Source organism: Bacillus sp. GS3m_15504 (genome assembly GCF_055825275.1).
This window is the reverse complement of the sequence record NZ_JBVVNL010000001.1, coordinates 648,211-667,642: the sequence shown is the minus strand read 5'-3', so window position 1 is coordinate 667,642 and position 19,432 is coordinate 648,211. Positions and strand designations below refer to the sequence as shown.

20 protein-coding genes are annotated in these 19,432 nt (G+C 35.6%); 2 read left to right on the top strand and 18 right to left on the bottom strand.

Going from position 1 to position 19,432, the window contains the following annotated elements:
• The first annotated feature begins 23 nt into the window (after positions 1 to 23).
• A complete protein-coding gene (locus AC0L0O_RS03705) occupies positions 24 to 170 on the top strand; it encodes a YycC family protein (RefSeq protein WP_001247671.1) in 147 nt (48 codons plus the stop codon).
• 167 nt (positions 171 to 337) lie between these two features.
• On the opposite strand, the gene AC0L0O_RS03700 is transcribed toward AC0L0O_RS03705, so the two are convergent.
• From AC0L0O_RS03700 to accB, 15 genes are all read right to left on the bottom strand, one after another.
• Positions 338 to 1,864, bottom strand: a complete 1,527-nt coding sequence (locus AC0L0O_RS03700) for a glycosyltransferase family protein (RefSeq protein ID WP_000218391.1) — start codon at positions 1,862 to 1,864, stop codon at positions 338 to 340.
• A gap of 305 nt (positions 1,865 to 2,169) precedes the next feature.
• On the bottom strand, positions 2,170 to 2,964 hold the full coding sequence (spo0A, locus tag AC0L0O_RS03695) for a sporulation transcription factor Spo0A (RefSeq protein ID WP_003161566.1): 795 nt from the start codon (positions 2,962 to 2,964) through the stop codon (positions 2,170 to 2,172).
• A 287-nt stretch (positions 2,965 to 3,251) separates the two neighbouring features.
• Complete coding sequence (gene spoIVB, locus AC0L0O_RS03690; protein WP_041185083.1) at positions 3,252 to 4,550, bottom strand: SpoIVB peptidase; 1,299 nt, start codon at positions 4,548 to 4,550, stop codon at positions 3,252 to 3,254.
• Between the two features lie 118 nt (positions 4,551 to 4,668).
• Positions 4,669 to 6,408 carry a DNA repair protein RecN gene (recN, locus tag AC0L0O_RS03685; RefSeq protein ID WP_473785648.1) on the bottom strand — a complete coding sequence of 580 codons (1,740 nt, stop codon included), beginning with the start codon at positions 6,406 to 6,408 and terminating at the stop codon, positions 4,669 to 4,671.
• Between the two features lie 267 nt (positions 6,409 to 6,675).
• Complete coding sequence (gene argR, locus AC0L0O_RS03680) at positions 6,676 to 7,125, bottom strand: arginine repressor ArgR (protein ID WP_001032581.1); 450 nt, start codon at positions 7,123 to 7,125, stop codon at positions 6,676 to 6,678.
• Positions 7,126 to 7,267: 142 nt separating this feature from the next.
• Complete coding sequence (locus AC0L0O_RS03675) at positions 7,268 to 8,107, bottom strand: TlyA family rRNA (cytidine-2'-O)-methyltransferase (RefSeq protein WP_001274742.1); 840 nt, start codon at positions 8,105 to 8,107, stop codon at positions 7,268 to 7,270.
• A 3-nt stretch (positions 8,108 to 8,110) separates the two neighbouring features.
• Positions 8,111 to 10,003 (bottom strand): 1-deoxy-D-xylulose-5-phosphate synthase, encoded by a 1,893-nt coding sequence (dxs, locus tag AC0L0O_RS03670; protein WP_000366447.1) that lies wholly within the window; start codon positions 10,001 to 10,003, stop codon positions 8,111 to 8,113.
• A gap of 301 nt (positions 10,004 to 10,304) precedes the next feature.
• Positions 10,305 to 11,195, bottom strand: a complete 891-nt coding sequence (gene ispA, locus AC0L0O_RS03665; protein ID WP_000150355.1) for a (2E,6E)-farnesyl diphosphate synthase — start codon at positions 11,193 to 11,195, stop codon at positions 10,305 to 10,307.
• Complete coding sequence (xseB, locus tag AC0L0O_RS03660; RefSeq protein ID WP_000428423.1) at positions 11,195 to 11,425, bottom strand: exodeoxyribonuclease VII small subunit; 231 nt, start codon at positions 11,423 to 11,425, stop codon at positions 11,195 to 11,197. Before xseB ends, ispA begins: the two co-directional genes overlap by 1 nt.
• Entirely contained in the window at positions 11,415 to 12,773 is a 1,359-nt protein-coding gene (gene xseA / locus AC0L0O_RS03655; protein ID WP_000415260.1) for an exodeoxyribonuclease VII large subunit, read from the bottom strand. Before xseA ends, xseB begins: the two co-directional genes overlap by 11 nt.
• Positions 12,774 to 12,799: 26 nt before the next feature.
• Positions 12,800 to 13,660, bottom strand: coding sequence for a bifunctional methylenetetrahydrofolate dehydrogenase/methenyltetrahydrofolate cyclohydrolase FolD (gene folD, locus AC0L0O_RS03650; protein ID WP_000226720.1), 861 nt, complete (start codon positions 13,658 to 13,660; stop codon positions 12,800 to 12,802).
• A 23-nt stretch (positions 13,661 to 13,683) separates the two neighbouring features.
• Positions 13,684 to 14,076, bottom strand: coding sequence for a N utilization substance protein NusB (gene nusB / locus AC0L0O_RS03645; protein ID WP_000830249.1), 393 nt, complete (start codon positions 14,074 to 14,076; stop codon positions 13,684 to 13,686).
• Positions 14,077 to 14,423: 347 nt separating this feature from the next.
• A complete protein-coding gene (locus AC0L0O_RS03640; protein WP_000807630.1) occupies positions 14,424 to 14,816 on the bottom strand; it encodes an Asp23/Gls24 family envelope stress response protein in 393 nt (130 codons plus the stop codon).
• A gap of 23 nt (positions 14,817 to 14,839) precedes the next feature.
• The gene (accC, locus tag AC0L0O_RS03635) at positions 14,840 to 16,192 is read right to left on the bottom strand and encodes an acetyl-CoA carboxylase biotin carboxylase subunit (RefSeq protein ID WP_000592876.1); all 1,353 of its coding nucleotides are present in this window, start codon (positions 16,190 to 16,192) and stop codon (positions 14,840 to 14,842) included.
• Positions 16,193 to 16,208: 16 nt separating this feature from the next.
• On the bottom strand, positions 16,209 to 16,697 hold the full coding sequence (accB, locus tag AC0L0O_RS03630) for an acetyl-CoA carboxylase biotin carboxyl carrier protein (RefSeq protein ID WP_000472870.1): 489 nt from the start codon (positions 16,695 to 16,697) through the stop codon (positions 16,209 to 16,211).
• A gap of 470 nt (positions 16,698 to 17,167) precedes the next feature.
• Between accB and AC0L0O_RS03625 the strand changes: the two genes are divergently transcribed.
• Positions 17,168 to 17,356, top strand: coding sequence for a hypothetical protein (locus AC0L0O_RS03625; protein WP_002081027.1), 189 nt, complete (start codon positions 17,168 to 17,170; stop codon positions 17,354 to 17,356).
• Positions 17,357 to 17,454: 98 nt separating this feature from the next.
• Here AC0L0O_RS03625 and AC0L0O_RS03620 read toward each other — a convergent pair whose 3' ends face one another.
• The 3 genes from AC0L0O_RS03620 to spoIIIAF are packed head-to-tail and all read right to left on the bottom strand — an operon-like array spanning position 17,455 to position 19,426.
• Positions 17,455 to 18,126, bottom strand: a complete 672-nt coding sequence (locus AC0L0O_RS03620; RefSeq protein ID WP_000914716.1) for a SpoIIIAH-like family protein — start codon at positions 18,124 to 18,126, stop codon at positions 17,455 to 17,457.
• Between the two features lie 15 nt (positions 18,127 to 18,141).
• A complete protein-coding gene (gene spoIIIAG, locus AC0L0O_RS03615) occupies positions 18,142 to 18,804 on the bottom strand; it encodes a stage III sporulation protein AG (RefSeq protein WP_000368877.1) in 663 nt (220 codons plus the stop codon).
• Positions 18,794 to 19,426: a stage III sporulation protein AF gene (gene spoIIIAF, locus AC0L0O_RS03610; protein ID WP_001161052.1), complete on the bottom strand. Its 633-nt coding sequence runs from the start codon at positions 19,424 to 19,426 to the stop codon at positions 18,794 to 18,796. Before spoIIIAF ends, spoIIIAG begins: the two co-directional genes overlap by 11 nt.
• Positions 19,427 to 19,432 lie beyond the last annotated feature (6 nt).

The following is a 19,432-nucleotide window of genomic DNA, read 5'->3' as shown; positions in this document are numbered from 1 at the left end:
TATACGAAAAAGGAGGTACTTCTATGAGACCATTACAAATTTCTCCAGACACTGCAGTCCGCCTATCAAAAGCATTAGGTGTTCCACTTGAACAACTTATGCATATGCCGCAGCACATTTTAATTCAAAAGTTAGTTGAATTAGAAAAACAAAATAAAGACGAAGAATAATACAGTCCTGTTTCGCAGGACTTTTTATATTTTCTATTATATCACGGATGACTTCCTTGCTAAAATCCCTCATCGGATATACGGTGATTCAATTTAACCCTCGCTTCAAAACCTGTATAGTCAATTAAAAGATCCCCTCTTTTAATAAAAGAAGGGGATCACTCAAATTATACATTTTGCTTTTCTTTGTTAAAAATCATAAACAATTTATACAAACCTAAAGAAGCTGGAATATTCATAAATGCAAATGCCTCATACGTATAATGAGGAGCTGTTTCCCATAGTAACAAGAAAGCAAATACCCCTAATGTACTCATTATCGTAATTCGTATAACTTCCGATTCATTTTCATCTTTCTTTTTATAAAGAATAATAGCCGCCAGGACAGCTATATATACGAATAACTTGATAACATACGAATATATAGTAATGATTTTATAATTTGTTGTACTATAGTTCGATACGTAATGCGTTACCGTGTCATTTTTCTGCTCAAACCATTCTCCAATACGATACATAGAGAACTGACTTGATACCCATTCTCTAGTTATTTTTTCATTTAAATGTTGCACATAACCCATTATACCAAGTTCATTAAAACGCTGAACTATAACTTTTTTATTATGTTCATCCAAATCCTTTGTATTCTTCATGTTTTCATCATCAATATAAACTGAATCTGCCTGATTCCATACACCATACGTATCTTTGTTCAGACCCATTTTCACCCAATGAGTAAATGGAATTTTTTCAATTTCATTGTCGGTACTAAGATTTAGCTTTGTCGTTATACCTTTAAAACTTACAATAAGAATTAAACAAAATAAAACACTACTTAACACCTTTACAGAATATTCCTTACGAAACTTAAAAATATTTTCAATTAAAATTGCTAACGCCACGGCTAATGCTGTCGGTCTTATAATATAAGTACAAGCTGCAAAAATCCCTAATAAAATCCATAAAGTAATCTTCATTCTTTTTGTTTCCGCCGTTTTTAAGCACAAATATGTATACATCGTTGCTGAAATAAAAAATATTACTAATGTATGCGTATAAAAAACTGGTGCCTGCCAATATATAAAAATATTTAGCACAGATAACACGATCGATATGTGAGCAACTTTAAAGTTCGTAATTTTTCTTACAATTAATACATTTAAAATAATACTACCTGTTATACACGCTATTGGTAATATTTTTATCGCTACATCTACGCTTCCTATCAATTTAGCAAAATACCCTCCTAATAATACAATATGTGTATTATATGGATAGAATAGAAGCTGTCCCATTTCTAAAAATTGATTATCTCCATTAAATACAGAGACAATTCCTTGTTTAAGGATGGCATAATCCCCCACAACAGGGTTAAATGCTATAGAAGTAATCATTATTTCCATCGTCAAAATGATGATGATACCTAAGGTAATCATAATATTTGTGTACGTTCTTTTCATTGTATTAATAACCCATTTGTAATACATAAAGAAGAGCGCAAATAAAAGCAACGTCGCGGCTATAACAATACCAACTTTTCTTGTAGTATACTCCTCAGTCGGATAAGGAAATTCACCACTCATCAAAATTATTTTCGGGATAAAAAATTTACTTACTATCATTGAAAATATACATAAAAACAATACCTTAACAATGATTGGGTAAGCTCGATTCACTATTTTTCTTACAGTCATTCTTCCATTCTCCTATTTCTCTCTCTATTTCTCTATTTCTCTATTTTTCCAAATCAATGATACGTTATAGATATTATGATGTCAAACCTTCGTATTTTCTGTACATATCCTTATGTTCACTGCATTTTTCTATATACATATGTGTTCCTTCACATCCTTAAATCGAAGTAAATAAAAAGACCAACGAATTCTAAAATTCATTGGTCATTACATAAAAAGTTCTTTAGTTTTAAATGTACTATCAAGTATAAATTTCAAGAATGATTAAGCTTTATGAAAACTTAAATCTCTTACTTCTTCTATTCTCAGCTAGCCTTATGTTCAAGTCTAAGCTTATCCGCAACCATTGCAATAAACTCGGAGTTCGTAGGTTTTGCTTTTGACATGGATACTGTATAACCGAATAAGGACGAAATAGAATCAATATTCCCACGACTCCATGCTACTTCAATTGCGTGACGGATTGCACGCTCAACGCGGCTTGCTGTTGTATTATATTTCTTCGCGATATCTGGATACAATACTTTCGTAATAGATCCAAGTAATTCGATGTCATTGTACACCATAGAAATTGCTTCCCTTAAGTACATGTACCCTTTAATATGAGCAGGCACACCAATTTCATGAATGATACTCGTAATGCTCGCGTCTAAATTTTTCGGTTTTCCATCTACTGTTGTTGCTGATCGGAAAGATGGCAGTGGACGTTTAATAGTAGCGTTTGCCTTACCGCTCACTTGACGAATATGACTCGTTAAATTTTCCATATCAAATGGTTTTAATATGAAATATGAAGCACCTAAGTCAACTGCTTTTTTCGTCACATCTTCTTGTCCAAATGCTGTCAACATAATTACGCTAGGCTGTCTTAACCTTTCAATATGTCGCATTTTCTCTAGTACAGCTAAACCATCTAAATGTGGCATAATAATATCCAATACAAGTACATCCGGCTGCTTATCTTTTAATAAATTTAAACACTCTTGACCATTATAAGCAGTACCGATTACTTCCATATCATCTTGAGCAGCTACATAACTCTCTAGCATTGATACTAATTCTTTATTATCATCCACAAGACATACTTTAATTTTCTCCACAGCTTTTCCTCCCTTACCGAATCGATTCTCCGACATGTGTATCCTTCTAGGCTACATGAATTGTTCGACAATTGTGTGAAAATTCCCTTTTAAAGTTTGTTACTTTCCGATAAAATCACAAAAAAATATGTTTATCGTTCATTTATTCCCTTTCGCAACACATTCCATCATAGAAATACAACGAAACGTTCAACCCTTTCCTTTTATTTTACAACAAAAAACACCTCTTGCGGAGCTTTTACAAAATTTCAACGAATTTTTCAATAGAAAAGCGAGCTAATTATTAATTAGCTCGCTTTTCTTTCTTGATCATAAATGTTAATTCCAGCTTCATGTAACATCCATTCAATATGAACACCATATCCTGATGTCGGATCATTTACAAATACATGTGTAACAGCACCAATTACTTTCCCGTTTTGTACAATTGGACTTCCGCTCATCCCTTGTACGATACCACCCGTTTTCGCTAATAAACGTTTGTCTGTTACTTTTATTACCATGCCTTTTGTTGCCGGAAACTTTTGCGGTACTGTACTAACAACTTCAATATCAAACGCTTCCACTTTATCTTGATCAATAACCGTTAATATTTTTGCCGGCCCCTCTTTTACTTGATGAGATAGTGCAATAGGCATTGCTTTATCCATTACGCCATTTGTCATATTTGTATTCAATTTGCCAAAAATACCAAATGGACTATTTATTGTAATATTGCCAATCACTTCAAGATCTGGTGAGAACCTCGCTAATTTCTCTCCTGGATTTCCGTGACTACCTCTTTCAATTGATGTAACTGTCGAACGCATAATTTGTCCATCTTCGACTTGAATCGGTTTTTTCGTATCGTTATCAGAAATGACATGACCAAGCGCACCATATTTCATAGAATCAGGATGAACAAATGTCATTGTTCCGATTCCAGCTGCCGAATCACGAATATATAAACCAATGCGATAAGAAGATTCTCCATTGTCTTTTTGTGGTGTTAACTTAGTGCGAATATGCTTTCCATCTCTTAACAAAACGAGATTAAGCGGTTCGCCTGTTTCCCCACTATTATGAATAAATGGTGCTACATCACTCATTCTTTCAATTGTTTTACCATTAATTTCAGTAATCATATCTCCAATTTGCACACCCGCTGTTTCACCAGGAGATACTTTCCCTTTTTCAGTTTGAATTAAATGATGGCCTACAACAAGTACCCCTTTTGTGTTTAACTTTACACCGATTGATTGTCCACCTGGAATAACTTTGAAATCTTTTAATACTCTCACATTTACTTTTTTCACCGGAAAACCAGCAAGCTGAAACACCATATCTGCTTCACCATTTTGATGAGAATTTACCATAAGTCCTTGTTTTTGTTCATTTGAACTTACTGTAAACACATGACGATCTGTAGATGAAGCTTTAAACACTGGTAATGAAGCTATTTCTGATTGTTGTCCTTCAAAAACAACAAGTTGTTTCGGGGATGAAATAAACGTCCGAAGCGGTTTAAAACACCCAATAAAAACTAAAGAAACAAGGAGACAAATACCTATTATCTTGCGAAATCTTTCTAATTTCAATTTGTTCACTCTCCTCGCTCCTACCCCACATTCAGCCTCTTGGCTTCACTTTTTAATCTCTCCTTGCAATGCTTTATTTATAACCGGAAGAATTAAGAAATCATCATTTGAGAAAAAAAGCTATCCATTACTGGATAGCCTCTGCTGTCTGTTTAAAATGATGCGCTTGCGTAAGTAATTCTTTCGCATGTTCTGTCGTTAAATCTGTAATTTCCACACCAGAAATCATTCGAGCTATTTCTGTTACTTTATCCTCCATAGTTAAAACGGTAACGGATGTAATTGTTCGATCATTCGCTACTTGTTTTCGGATAAATAAATGCGAATCCGCCATTGAAGCTACTTGAGGTAAGTGCGTAATACAAAGTACTTGTGAGTTTACTGATACTCGATAAATTTTTTCCGCAATAGCCTGTGCGACCCGACCACTTACACCAGTATCCACTTCATCAAAAATAACAGATGCAACACCTTGATGCTTAGAAAAAATACTTTTTAAAGCTAAAATAATACGGGACAACTCTCCGCCAGAAGCGACCTTTGAAAGTGGTTTTAGCGGCTCACCTGGATTGGTTGAAATATAAAATTCCACATGATCATAACCGTCCGCTGTAAGCCTTACCGGTGCTCCCTCCACGAGAGGCTCTTCCGCATTTCCTTCTCGCTTTATGATTCTCACTTCAAATTTTGTTTTTTCCATATACAATTCTTTTAATTCCTGATGAATGGCATTTGTAAGATGCTCTGCAAGTTCATGACGCATATTACTTAACAACGTTGCTTCTTTCAGAATAACACTTTCTAATTCCTTCAACTGTTTCTTCGTCGTTTCAATATGAACGTCTTTATTTTCAATCGTAAAAATCTCTTGTTCAATTTTATCAGCATACGCTAATATCTCTTCTACAGTATTTCCATATTTTCTCTTTAGCATACGAATTTCATTTAAACGCGTTTCAATTTCGTCTAAACGATTTGGGTCATATTCCATCATATCGAGTTTTTCTCTTAGTTGATATGCAACTTCTTCTAATAGGTAATAGCTATTTGCAATTGAATCATGATTTTCTTGGTACACTTCGTCTAAATGTGTAATACTCTCCATTTGTCCCATTGCACTTCTTACATTATCTAACCCTTGTCCATCAGCACTTAACGAGCGATATGCGTCACCTAATGCTTTATAAATCTTTTCGAAATTAGAAATTTGCAATCGTTCTTCAGTTAAGTTATTTTCTTCATCCATCTTTAAATCCGCCTTACGGATTTCTTCATGCTGGAATTGAATTAAATCTAAGCGATGCACCATTTGTTGTTCATTTTCACTTAACGATTTCAATTGTTTTTTTAACTTCTCATAGTCAGCGTATACGTTTTGGTATATATCCAATTGTTTTACGATACGCTCCCCATCAAAATGATCGAGCATAAATAGATGACGTTCTTCATTCATTAAATCTTGCGTTTCGTGTTGCCCATGAATATCAACAAGTGTTTTTCCAATTTCTTTTAATACACTAAGGGTAACTAGTTTTCCATTTACACGACATACGCTTTTTCCGTTTGCAGCGATATCACGCTTCAAAATAATCATGCCGTCTTCTATTTCTATATCCAATTCTTCTGCCTTTTCAATACATGGATGCTTATCATCTTCCACATAAAATAGCCCCTCTATCTCAGCTTTTTCTGTTCCGTATCGAACAAATTCTGCCGAACCGCGGCCACCTACAAGTAAACTAATCGCATCAATAATAATCGATTTTCCGGCCCCTGTTTCACCACTTAAAACCGTTAATCCTTTTTGAAAAGAAATATTTAATGCCTCAATAATAGCAAAGTTTCTAATCGATAATTCCGATAACAATGCCCCATTCACCTCGTTATAAACTAATCCCCTATTAAGGGCTTTTCTCAGTTCTTTATTCAAATAGTCATACTATATGTTTGTATGTATAAATTACTTTTCTAACCGCTCCATTGTACCAAACATTTGTTTTACGGGTCAATCCACCTATTTTCTAATTTTTTTCAAAGAAAATATTATATTACAATTAAGAATTCACGTTTTTAACCCATAAAAATATCCTGTTCACTTTCCACTTTACAGAGGAAAGCAAACAAGATTTTTTTGTTACAGCATATTTAAGAAACGATCAGAGACAACACCTGTATCTTCAGGTGTACGGCAAATAATTAAGCAAGTGTCATCACCACAAATGGTTCCGATGATCTCATCCCACTCTAAATGATCAATAAGTGCTCCAAGTGAATGAGCGTTACCAGGCAATGTTTTTAGCACAAGCATATGTCCTGCCGTGTCTAATTTTACAAATGAATCCACTAGATTACGTTTTAATTTTTGTAACGGGTTAAATCGTTGATCTGCTGGCAAACTATATTTATAGCGACCATCATGTAATGGCACTTTCACTAAGTGCAATTCTTTAATATCGCGCGATACTGTTGCTTGCGTTACATTAAATCCCTCATTACGTAAAATATCAACTAATTCATCTTGTGTTTCAATTTCTTTGTTCGCAATAATTTCCCTGATTTTAATATGGCGCTGACCTTTATTCATACATTTGCACCTCACACTATCTCTTACCATAGTTTAAACATTGGTATACTTCACTTATTTATGTTAACTTATAATTCGTTACTTGTACACAATTGTTTTTACAATCATTATACAATTACAACAAAAAGAGGAACAACATATGTTATTCCCCTTTCCCTTTTTGTTTTAGGACATCATGGGCCTCTGTAACTACTTGCTCAACAGAAACTGGAGAATGATTTTCGCCATTCTCACGTTCACCATGCCATTTCAGATGAATTAAAAATTCAATGTTACCATCCCCGCCCGTAATTGGTGAGAATGTTAAACCTTCTACATCGTATCCTTCTTTTATAGCAAAGTCGACAATCATTTCTACGACAGCCTCATGTACTTTTCGATCACGAACGATACCCTTTTTACCAACTTGCTCTCTTCCAGCTTCAAACTGCGGTTTAATTAACGCTGCTACATCCCCATTCGGCATAAGCATTGTTTTTAACACTGGTAATATAAGCTTTAATGATATAAATGAAACATCGATACTAGCAAATTGTGGTAAACCACGTTCTAAGTCTGCTGGTGTTACGTAACGGAAGTTTGTTCGTTCCATTACGACAACACGCTCATCTTGACGCAATTTCCACGCAAGTTGATTATACCCTACATCTAATGCATAAGATAATTTCGCTCCATTCTGAAGCGCACAATCGGTAAAGCCACCAGTTGATGAACCAATATCTATCATAACTTTATCTTGTAAATCAAGATGAAATGTCTCTAATGCCTTTTCAAGTTTATAACCACCACGGCTTACATACGGCATAACTTGCCCCTTCACCGTAATCTCTGTATCTTGTGGGATTTTCTCTCCTGGCTTATCCAGTCTCATCTCATTCGCATATACAAGTCCCGCCATAATGGCGCGTTTTGCTTTCTCACGTGTTTCTATAAGTCCTCGCTCTACTAATAGTACATCTACTCTTTCTTTTTTTGCACTCATTTGTTACGCCCTTTTTTGTTTTGATGGAATCATTGTATGAATACGGTCTACAACAGCATCTGTCGTTAAACCAATTTCTTCTAATAATTTTGTTACACTACCGTGCTCTATGAAACGATCTGGAATACCCATTCGTTCAACTAACGCACTATGGTACCCGTTCTCAGACGCAAATTCAACTACTCCTGTTCCAAAACCACCGATTAAACAAGCTTCTTCAATCGTTAAAATCGGTATATTCTTTCCTAAGAGATCATGTAAATATGCTTCATCCATCGGTTTAATAAAACGAGCGTTCACTACTTTCACTGAAACTCCAGCCTTTTCAAGACGCTCAGCCGCTTCCATTGCCATTGGTATTGTCGTACCAAATGTTAAAATAGCTGCTTGTGTACCTTCTTTTAACGTTTCCCATGAACCAATTGGAATCGCCTTTAATTCTTCATCCATATGAACGCCAAGTCCATTACCGCGCGCATATCGTAATGCGATTGGTCCATCTTCATATTGCATCGCCGTATATACTAAATGTTGCCCTTCATTTTCATCTTTTGGCATCATAATTACCATATTCGGCAAGTGGCGTAAGAATGAGATGTCAAATACACCTTGATGTGTTTCACCATCTGCTCCTACTAAACCAGAGCGATCGATCCCAATGAAAACATTTAAATTTTGGCGGCATATATCATGAACAACTTGGTCATATGCTCTTTGTAAAAATGTTGAATAAATTGCTAAGAATGGCTTCATACCTTGCGTTGCCATACCCGCTGCCATTGTTGTAGCATGCTGTTCTGCAATACCTACATCAATCATACGATCTGGGAATTCTTTTTGGAATTTCTCAAGTTTTGATCCAACAGGCATTGCAGGTGTAATTGCTACGATACGCTCGTCCGTTCTTGCTAGCTTAAGTACTGTTTCACTAACGACAGCACTCCATGCTGGTGCAACTTCTTTCGGTTTAACGAAGTCACCTGATTCAATTTTATAAGGTCCTGTCCCATGCCAAGTGCCAATAACATCACTCTCGGCTGGTTTGTAACCTTTTCCTTTTTTCGTAATAACATGAACAAGCACTGGGCCTTTTGTTTTCTTTGCATATTGCAACGTTTCGAATAACTTTTCATAGTCATGCCCATCAACTGGACCTAAATATGTAAAGCCTAACTCTTCGAAAAAGACACCGGATACTAATAAATATTTAAGACTATCTTTTATTTTCTCTGCTGTCGCAGCAACTTTCCCGCCAACTGCTGGGATTTTCTTCAATATATACTCTAGTTCGTCTTTTACCCAATGGTATTTTCCTGCGGTACGTAGACGCCCAAGCACATTATGAAGCGCACCAACGTTTGGCGCAATTGACATTTCATTATCATTCAAAATAACAATCATGTCTGTTTTTTCATGTCCAATATGGTTCAATGCCTCTAAAGCCATTCCGCCTGTTAAAGCACCATCACCAATGATTGGTATAACATATTCTTTCGTTTTCTTTAAATCACGTGCTAGAGCCATTCCCATTGCAGCAGATAATGATGTCGAGCTATGGCCAGTTTCCCATACATCGTGCTCACTCTCGCAACGTTTTGGGAAACCACATAGACCTTGATATTGCCTTAATGTGCCGAATTCTTTTGCACGTCCAGTTAAAATTTTATGTACATAGGATTGATGTCCTACGTCCCATAAAAATTTATCTTTCGGACTATCAAATAATTTATGCAGAGCAATTGTGAGTTCTACTACACCTAAATTAGGTGCAATATGTCCACCTGTTTGAGAGAGCTCTTCAATTAAAAACTTACGAATATCCTCACTCAATCCCTCTAGTTCACTGATAGACATATCTTTCAAAAAACTAGGGTTTTGAATTTGCGTTAGATCCACATGGATCACTCACTTTCATTTCATAATCTGTCAACATGTCAAATATTATAAAAAACATTTACACAAAACAAGAAATTCTCTTTTTTATTTTTCACCTTGTCCTGCTATTAACCAGTCTATTGCGCCTTAATCCTATTATAAACCATATTTCTTTAGGCGATGAAAAAAATAGCCGCTAACACGAAGTGATAACGGCAATGTAATCTACATATATTTTTGCCAATAACAAGAAAAGAAAAACCTTTTCCTACATTTATATCATAAAATGATGAATGACTCAACAAATGAAAACGCTGTTATATTAGTTATTACGTTTTGCAATCAAATCGCAAATAGATAGTAAATATTCATCTTGTAATTGCAAGGAACCAATAGCATCTTTTGCTTTTGCAATAGTTTCATCTAAAATATCCTTTGCTCTATCTACAGTAAACAACGTCGTATATGTGCTCTTTTCGTTGGAAACATCACTACCAATCGGTTTTCCAATCTCTTCTTCGGTTCCTTCCACATCTAAAATATCATCTCGAATTTGGAAAGCTAAACCGATATATTTTGCAAACTCAAGTAATTTTTCTTCCTGTTCTTCTGTGGCATCAGAAAGTATCGATCCTGCAAGTACAGCGAATTCAAGTAGTTTCCCAGTCTTATGCTTATGAATATACTCTAGCTCATCGATCGTAAGCTGTTTCCCTTCCGCTTCCATATCTGCCACTTGTCCGCCAACCATTCCCTCTGGCCCTGCCGCTTTTGCAAGCTCAAGTACAAGTCTTACTTTTTTCTCAGCAGAGATTTCCTTTTGTCCATATGCCATAATAACTTGAAAAGCATACGTTAACAAACCATCACCTGCTAAAACTGCCATCGCTTCACCAAATACTTTATGATTTGTGGGCTTTCCTCTTCTTAAATCATCATCATCCATACAAGGTAAATCATCATGAACTAACGAGTATGTATGTATCATTTCAAGAGCACAAGCTGCACCTACTCCAAGATTTCTTTCTTTATCAAACGCTTGTAATGTTGCAAATAAAAGTAACGGGCGGAGACGCTTTCCACCCGCTTCCAAAGAATATGCCATCGCTTCACGAAGTACATTTGGACATTGTAATTCATTTGCATAGCTTACAAGCTTCTCTTCTACGAAAGTTTTACTTTCTTTTAAAAAAGTATCAAAAGCAATTGTCACTATGCTTCATCTCCTAAAGCAGTAAACGGTTCAAGCTCTCCATCTTCCCCAAGAATAACTGCCATTTGTTCTTGTACGTTCTTCAACTTCTCATCACAAAGCTTAGATAATTCCATACCCTCTTTAAAATAAGAAATTGCTTCTTCTAAAGGTACGTCACCTTGCTCTAGCTTAGAAACGAGATGCTCAAGTTGCGAAATTGCCTCTTCAAAGCTTAATTTATTTTCCATTATTCAATTCACGCTCCTCTATGCCTGATACGCTACAATCTAGTATTCCATCTTGTAATTGAACTGAAACAGCATCTCCAAGGCTGACATCTTTCACACTTTTTAACACTTGCTTCTCTTCATCATATACAAGCCCGTACCCTCTCATCATTACTTTAAGCGGACTTAGCGCTTCAAGTTTTTGAGCAGCTCTTACAAAGGCAAATTCTTTCGTTTGGAGTAATGTTTGCATTTCACGTTGCAATTGCTTTTGTAATGTTTCAACTGCTACCTTCGTTTGCATAATTTTTTGAGATGGGTGGTGCTTCTCTAAATAAAATGAAAGCTGTTTTAACTGATTTACCTTTTTATCAATATAGCGCTCTTTCGCTAAAACAAGCTGTTCTAACGCTCTATCCAATTGCTCTTCTTTTTGCTCATATACTTGTCTTGGATAACGGAACGCATAAGATTTTTGCAATACTTGTAGTTTTTCTTCTTTTTTATGTACTAACTCTCTCATTGCTCTCTGCAATCTTAAAGTTCTTTGTAATACCTTTTCTTGTAACTCTATAATATTAGGCGCTGCCAGCTCAGCCGCTGCAGTTGGCGTTGGTGCTCTTAAATCGGCAACAAAATCCGCAATTGTAAAGTCTGTTTCATGGCCTACTGCTGAAATAATAGGGATTTCACTCTTGAAAATAGCTCTTGCAACCATTTCTTCGTTAAACGCCCACAATTCTTCAATAGAACCTCCACCGCGCCCAACGATTAGGACATCTATCTCTTCCATTTCATTCGCTGTACGGATCGCTTGTACAATTGAGGGAGCTGCTGACTCCCCCTGTACAAGTACTGGAAACACAATAACATTTCCAATTGGATAACGACGTTTAATCGTTGTTATAATATCACGAATCGCTGCTCCTGTTGGTGACGTAATCACACCTATTGTTTTCGCATAAGGAGGGATTGTTTTTTTATAAACTTGAGAAAACAATCCTTCTTCCTCTAAACGAACCTTTAATTGTTCGTAAGCTAAATGTAGGTTTCCGATTCCGTCAGGTTGCATGTCTTGAATATAAATTTGATAAGAACCACTCGCCTCGTAAACAGAGATTTTCCCCTTCACGAGTACCTTCATCCCATTTTCAGGTCTGAATTTAATATTACGATTATGACCCGCAAACATAACCGCTGCGATTCTTGCATTTTCATCTTTCAATGTAAAATACATGTGGCCACGGCTATGATTTTTAAAGTTGGAAATTTCACCTTTTAACCAAACAGACTGTAAATGCGGATCATATTCTATTTTTGTTTTTATATAGCGTGTTAACGCTGTAACGGTTAAATATTGTTTCTCCATTTCTCTCTCCTCATAGCCGACTCAAATTATTTACAAACGACACCTGCACGCTTAGCCGATTCAACAGTATTATGAAGAAGCATCGTGATTGTCATTGGACCAACACCCTTTGGTACAGGTGTAATGTAACCTGCAACATCTAACACGTTGTCAAAGTCAACATCACCACAAAGTTTTCCTGTTTCTAAACGGTTTACACCAACGTCGATTACAACTGCTCCTTCTTTGATATAATCAGCTGTTACCATTTTAGGTCGTCCTACTGCTACGATTAAAATATCAGCTAACTTCGTTAACTCTTTCATGTTTTGCGTCTTAGAATGACAGTATGTGACAGTTGCATTTTCATTTAAGAACAATTGTCCCACTGGCTTGCCGACAATATTACTTCTTCCAATTACTACAACATGTTTTCCTGAGATATCAAGATTTGTTTCTTTTACTAACTCTACAATACCATGCGGTGTACATGGAAGGAATGTATCTTGTCCCGTCATCATACGTCCCACGCTGATTGGGTGAAATCCATCTACATCTTTTTCTGGTGAAATTCTTTCAATGATAGCTTTTTCTTCAATATGTTTTGGTAAAGGTAATTGCACTAATATGCCATTAATGCGGTCATCGCCATTTAAGCGATCGATTTCAGCAAGCAAACGCTCCTCCGTAATTGTTTCAGGAAATTCAATTAGCTCTGAATAGATTCCTACTTGTTCACAGCCCTTTTCTTTTCCTTTTACATAAGAACGAGATGCTGGATCTTCTCCAACTAAAATAACTGCTAATCCTGGTACAATCCCTTGCTCTTTTAACTTCACAACTTCTTCTTTTAATTGTGCTCGTTTTTTCTCCGCAACTTCATTTCCTTTGATGATTACTGCTACCATTTTAAGATTCCCCCTTAAAGAAATTACAGTGTATCTTTTATATTAGATAAAACGCCGTTAATAAAACGACGAGATTCCTCATCCCCAAATGTTTTAGCAATTTCAATTGCCTCGTTAATTGTTACGTTGTGTGGAATTTCTTCCATGTATTTCATTTCATACACAGCTACACGTAAAATACTGCGATCAACAATACTAATACGCTCAAGCTTCCATTTTTTTAAGTTTTGACGAATCGCTTCATCAATTACTTCTTTATTTTCTACAAAACCTACTACAAGTGATTCTAGAAACTCATTTGTTTCTTCACCTTCATCTAGCGTGTTTTCCACCGCTACTTTCGGTTCTAACTCACCTGTAATATCCATTTGGTATAATGCTTGCATCGCTCTTTCTCTAGCCGTCCTACGTTTCATTGTAACTCTCCTTTATGCTTCAAGTCTTTCCTTATGATTTGTTATATTATTATAATTTATAAGCCGTCAATTCACTTACTCTTACAGTTTTCATTGATTTTCCAACCTTATAATACAATGATAATAACACAATTTATCGTTTCACACACGGGTTACAAGGCTGAAAAATAATAAAAAGATTAACTTCAAGTTCCATATCTTATCACAATGTACGTTTTTTGGTAAAACGAAACATTTTCTTTCCAATTTCTTTTTTTTTGAAATAGTATAACAATTAGAGGGTTTTAATTTGTGAAGAAATGAAACGATAAAAAAGATGCCTATGTTACTAGGCATCTTTTTCATTCTTACACTGGTTCGATTTCTGTTTTTTGTGTTTCGAATGTTACGCCAACGATGTGAACATTCACTTCTTTTGGCTCAAGCCCTGTCATTGTAAAGAGCGCTTGGCGAATGTTGTCTTGAATCTTTTGTGCAACAACTGGAATTGCTACGCCAAAATACATCACAACATAAAGGTCAACGATAATATCTTCGTTTGCTAATTCAACCTTTACACCTTTACCATGATTTTTCTTACCTAACTTCTCAACAACATCTGTAGCAAAATTACCACGCATTGCCGCTACACCTTCTACCTCAGCAGCTGCAATACCTGCGATTACTTCAATTACTTCTGGTGCAATTTCTACTTTACCAAGAGTTGTATCTTGACCCATATCTAACATATGTTCAGCCATGAAAAAAAACCTCCTTTAATGTATCACTGCGTCACAAGTTCATGCTCTTCCAAAAATTTCGTATTAAACTCACCTTTTACAAAATCAGGATGATCTAACAATTGCAAATGGAACGGGATTGTTGTATGTACGCCTTCAACGACAAACTCACTGAGTGCACGCTTCATTTTTGCAATTGCCTCTTCACGTGTTTTTCCGTGAACAATTAATTTAGCAACCATCGAATCATAGAAAGGTGGGATTGAATATCCCGGATATACAGCTGAATCGACGCGAATACCAAATCCGCCTGGTGGCAAGTACATTTCTACTTTACCTGGAGATGGCATAAATTTTTTGGCAGGGTTTTCCGCATTAATTCGGCATTCAATTGCCCAACCATTAAATTGTACTTCTTCTTGCTGTAACGATAACTTTTCTCCAGAAGCAACAAGAATTTGTTCTTTAATTAAGTCCACCCCTGTTACCATTTCAGTAACTGGATGCTCAACTTGAATTCTCGTATTCATCTCCATGAAATAAAAGCTTTTCGTTTTATATTCATAAATAAACTCAACCGTACCAGCACCTGTATAATCAACCGCTACCGCCGCTTTAACTGCCGCCTCACCCATCTGTTTACGCACATTTTCATCAAGTGCTGGTGATGGACTTTCTTCTAGTAGTTTTTGCAAGCGGCGTTGAATTGTACAATCACGCTCTCCTAAATGAATGGCATTTCCGTGTGTATCTGCCATTATTTGAATCTCAACATGGCGGAAATCTTCAACGTACTTTTCTAAGTATACACCAGGGTTCCCAAAAGCGGTACTAGCTTCTTGCTGTGTAATTTGAATTCCTTTTACAAGCTCTTCTTCATGGCGCGCAACACGAATACCTTTTCCGCCGCCACCTGCAGTCGCTTTAATAATAACTGGATATCCAATTTGATTAGCAAGTTCAATCGCTTCTTCGGTATTTTTAATAATTCCTTGTGAACCTGGTACAATCGGAACCCCTGCTTCTTTCATTGTATCACGAGCAACGTCTTTTGTGCCCATCTTTGAAATAGCTTCTGGACTTGGACCGATAAAAATTAAGTTACATTCACGGCATAACTCTGCAAAATCTGCATTCTCAGCTAAAAATCCATATCCTGGATGAATAGCATCGCAGCCTGTTAACTTCGCAACACTAATAATGTTCGTCAAATTTAAATAGCTTTCTTTCGAGATCGTTGGTCCTACACAATACGCCTCATCAGCAATTTGTACGTGAAGTGACTCTTTATCTGCTTCTGAATAAATTGCGACTGTTTCAATATCCATTTCTTTACAAGCACGAATAATTCGTACAGCAATTTCCCCACGATTGGCTATTAATACTTTTTTTATCATCACAAAGACTCCCTTATTACGCTTTTACAAGAAATAGCGGTTGTCCATACTCTACAAGTTGTCCGTTATTAACAAGAATCTCAACAATTTCGCCATCTACATCTGCATCGATTTCGTTAAATAACTTCATAGCCTCGACAATACATACGATAGAATCTTTCGATACTCTATCTCCTACACTTACATATGGAGGTGTATCAGGAGAAGAAGAAGAATAGAATGTACCTACCATTGGTGATGTAATTTTATGTAGGTTTTCATTCTGAACAGCTTTTTTCTCTTCTTGTTTTGGTACTTCCACTTGCGCTGCTGCTACTGTCGTTTCAACTTCAACAGGTGCTACTGGTTGCACGGCTTGTTTCGCTACAGGTGCTTGCACCGCAACAACTTCATTACCACGCTTTTTCATTTTGATTGTCGTACCATCTTTTTTGTATTCAAATTCATCAATATTAGAGCTATCAATTAATTTAATTAATTCACGAACTTCTTGAATTTTAAACATGTAAAATCCACTCCCATACTCTTGTTTGTCCCGTTTTTACAGATTTCTCTTCACTAAAACTAGATTGACTGTAAAAATACGATGTACTCTATTAGAAAATGTATTTCATTTACTAATAGAAATAGTTACTATTTCCATCTTACGATAAATTTTTTAAACATTCCAATTTATATTTCTTTATAATAAATCGAAACTCCTGTAAAAATATTATCCCAATAAAAATTTATTACCTAGTAATAATACCAAGTTTCACATGAAATTGGCAAGACCACTTCCTAAAAAACATCCACTACTTATTCAAAACTATACAAAGTAAACACGCTACTACCTCTCTATTCTTCGCCACATCTATAGTCAATAACATATTTTTACCAAATATTATTTTTTTGTTTACACGTCGTTCATCATTCCTTCATATAAGAATAGTATGTTCAAAGTGTAGAAAATATATCGTATCGAGGTGTGGACATATGATATGGCTCATTCTCTTCTTACCTGCCGTAATGGTCTGGGCATTCGTTCTCTTCATCCACGTCAAATCCGGAAAAAGTAATCATCACTACCATGAACCGCTAATCTTTTACTCACAACGTATTTCTCCGTTCCGAGTTGAACATAGTAAAAACAAAGACGAAACAGAAAAAAGCTATCGAAAATGATAGCTTTTTTCTATTATTATTTTTATCTAACTATTTTCAAACAATCCGATTACTAAAAACGAATAATCCGCGGAGGATTTCCCCGCGGATTATTCGTTTTATTTTGTTGGTGGATCAAATTTTACACCTACATCTTTTGATCCGCCTTCACTTCTTACAAGTTGTATAATTTTATTCGCTTCTTTTTGTGAATGTTTTGCTGCTTTTACAGTTACTTTAATGTCAGTTCCATCGGCTCTTACAAGGGCATCTTTATATCCACCTTGAGATTTAATTACTGTCTCAAGTAATTCTTGCTTCGTTTCCATTGTAGTGATTGCATCAAAATTTTCTTTCGCTTTATTCTTTTCTGTTGCTGAAGCTTTTGTTGAACTCATCACTTCTTGTAATTTTGCTTTTTGTTCACTTCGCTGATCTTCCATTTGCATACGTAATGCTGTGAAATTTTCATCACTTGATTGAACTGTTACGTTAGCCTCTTTTTTACTTGTTTCTTTTGTAGCACTCTCTTTTTTATCTGTTTCTTTGTTTGTTTCTTTATTAGGTGTTTCCTTGCTTGTATTTTCTTTGTTTGAAGATTCTTTTGTTGTTTCTTTAATCGGCGTTTCATTTGTTACTGCTTTATCAGTACCTTGTTTTTCTTGTCCAATCTTTTCACCTGTTGCCGGCGATGCTGTATTCATTTTGTCTGGAGTTGTTACGTAATACACAGATAGTACAACAACTAAACTTAACATCGTTAATAGCCAAACCGTTTGTTTTTTTAACACTTTATTTCCTCCCTATCAATTTTTCGGTGAAACTGAAACGCGATGGGCTGGTACATCTAGCAGCCGTATGACAGCTTCTTTTACCATCGCTTTAACTTGTATATTATCCACTCCCTTTGCTACGACAAGAACACCTCGCACTTTCGGTTTCTCTGTTCGTAAAACAACGGGAGTTTCTTTATCCCCTTCACGTATAATGACTGTCTTTTCATCAAGAGACTCGTCTTCTACTTTCCTCTTGCCGCCTGTTTTATCTGTTTCACCTGTTGTTTGTGAACGTTTCACTGTATTTTTTTCTAATATTTTTTCCTCTGATGAGTCTAAATTTACATTAATCGTTACATCTTTTACTCCTGCTATCTCTTCTAAGGCTGCTTTTAATTCTTGTTCATACGCTTTTTCATATTTTTCTACATTTGACATATTATCATTATTTTTTTGTCCAAAAGTTGGTACGTCTTTTTCTTGGTTTTGAGTTTTTTGTTCTTTAAATACAGGTACTTCTTCTTTTTTACTTGAAAAGAAACTACTAGAAAACATAAGCAACATTCCAAGTATGAGTAGGACAAGTAAGAACTTAGGTGTTACCTTTTTTCCCTTCTCATTACTTTCTTTTTCATCTCCATTCAATAAGTTTCGAAAAAATGAGAACTTCGAATTTTTATCTTTATTGTCCATTTACTCTACCTGTCCTCCCTTCCATTTGAACTTGGATTTGTTTATTCTCTAGTTGCCACCTGCTTGAAAAGAAGTCTTTCATTTCTACATTCGTTTCCTCTACTTTTTTCGGTGGTTCTTTCGTATTAATTTCAACTGGTTTTACTGTTTCGATTGCATCATTTTTACTACGCTCTTTTTCTTTCAACGTCACAACAACAGATTGAATATCTTTCGCTGACTTTACTTCCGCTGTGCTTTCCGCTGCGACTATTTGTATTTCAGAGACTGACATACCATACTGTTTCTCAAACTCTTTTCCTACTTCTTTTTTCATTTTGGTAGCCATCTCTTCTAAACTATATGCACGTGTTAGAGCTTGTATTTCTTTTTTCTTCGAATCTATTGAATTTTTTACAGACCCTTCTGCTACGTACTTCTCTTCATTAAAATTTGCGATTACTTCATTTACATCTGTTTGCAATAGTTTAAAAAGGGGTGTTAAAATTAAAACAACTAATAATAGACTTACAACGAATTTAACGTACTTTTGCAAATTGGAATTTGGAAGAATAAGATGAAGCATTGTCGCTAAGAGTAAAAAAACGATAATATTTCTAATCCACTCTGTAACAAATTGCATACCCTT